The organism is Flavobacterium frigidum (genome assembly GCF_048286735.1).
Classification (GTDB): domain Bacteria; phylum Bacteroidota; class Bacteroidia; order Flavobacteriales; family Flavobacteriaceae; genus Flavobacterium.
Window position 1 is genome coordinate 1 of sequence record NZ_JBLVPU010000051.1, and the last position, 1249, is coordinate 1249.

Here is a 1249-nt window from a genome sequence, read left to right on the forward strand (position 1 = left end):
TGTCTTGTCCTGAATAACCGATACAGATTATTAGATAAAAATATTTAATTAAACACTTGCAAAAACGTTTTTGCAAGTGTTTTTTGTTTTATATGTCCTCATTTTAATTTGACTTTGTATATGCATTTTGTTTGGAGTCAGCATGAAATTAGAATAATGAGGTCTTAATTCATTGTATATACTGATTGATTCTTTTACAATTTGTTTCATGATTTTTAAATCTAGGTTGTATTTATCAATCATGAATTCCTGTTTTAATATTCCATTTATTCTTTCCGCTACTGCATTTTCATATGGGTCAGAGTTTTGTGTCATACTTGGTAGTATTCCGTTTTTATTTAGTGTGTTTTGGTAATCATTCGCACAATATTGTAATCCTCTGTCTGAATGATGAATCAATGGTATTTCTTTACCCTTTCTTTGTTTTATAGCCATATTGAGAGCCTTAACACTGCTCTCTGTATTCATGTTGTCAGCAACGTAATACCCCATAATTTTCTTAGAATATGCATCTGTAACAATGCTTAAATAACATGGTTTTTCTCGTTTTCCGATGTATGTTATGTCTGATACCCAAACTTGATTAGGCCTATTTATTTCTAAATCAAGAATTAGGTTTTTATGTTTTCTAAATCGATGATGAGAATTAGTGGTTACGTGATAACAACGCTTTGGCTGTATCAATAAATGATTAGCTCTGAGTATATCAAATAATTTATCTCTTCCAATTTTCATTGATTTAAGATCATCCATTAATATGTGATATGATTTCTTACCACCAAGTCTAGGCATTGATTGCCTAACTTGATGAATCATTAAAACTACTTCAATTGCTTTGGCTTCCTTATTTATTTTTCTTTTAATCCTTCGATAATAAACCTGTCTGTCTATCCCGAACAAATTACAGGCGAACATTATTGTTTGTTGTTCTTCTTGTGTAAAATGGTCGATTGTTCGGGTGGAGAGTTTTTTCGTATGTCAATTTTATATTCTTCTTCAGCAATATCAATCATCATATCAAAAATGATTGCTTTTTTATCTGCAACAAAGGCCTGTCGTTCCAAAAAAGACTTCTGTTTCTCTAGAAGTTTTACTTTGGCTTCAAGTTCCATTATCTTTTGTTCTGGCGACTTTGACATAGTAAATGGTGTTTGGTTTTCCCAATCAAAGTTACCGAATTTTCTAAGCCATTTAACAACAGTTGATCTATTTTGAATGCCATAAGTCTTTGTGGATTCTGTAACTGTAA

At 31.0% G+C, this 1249-nt stretch carries 1 protein-coding gene and 1 pseudogene; both read right to left on the reverse strand.

The features are described 5' to 3' along the window. Nucleotides 1-48: 48 nt before the first annotated feature. Nucleotides 49-900, reverse strand: a complete 852-nt coding sequence (locus tag ACNQGO_RS15375; RefSeq protein WP_417985818.1) for an IS3 family transposase — start codon at nt 898-900, stop codon at nt 49-51. A gap of 14 nt (nt 901-914) precedes the next feature. Continuing rightward, nucleotides 915-1249, reverse strand: a pseudogene (locus ACNQGO_RS15380) (hypothetical protein); the annotation flags it as partial.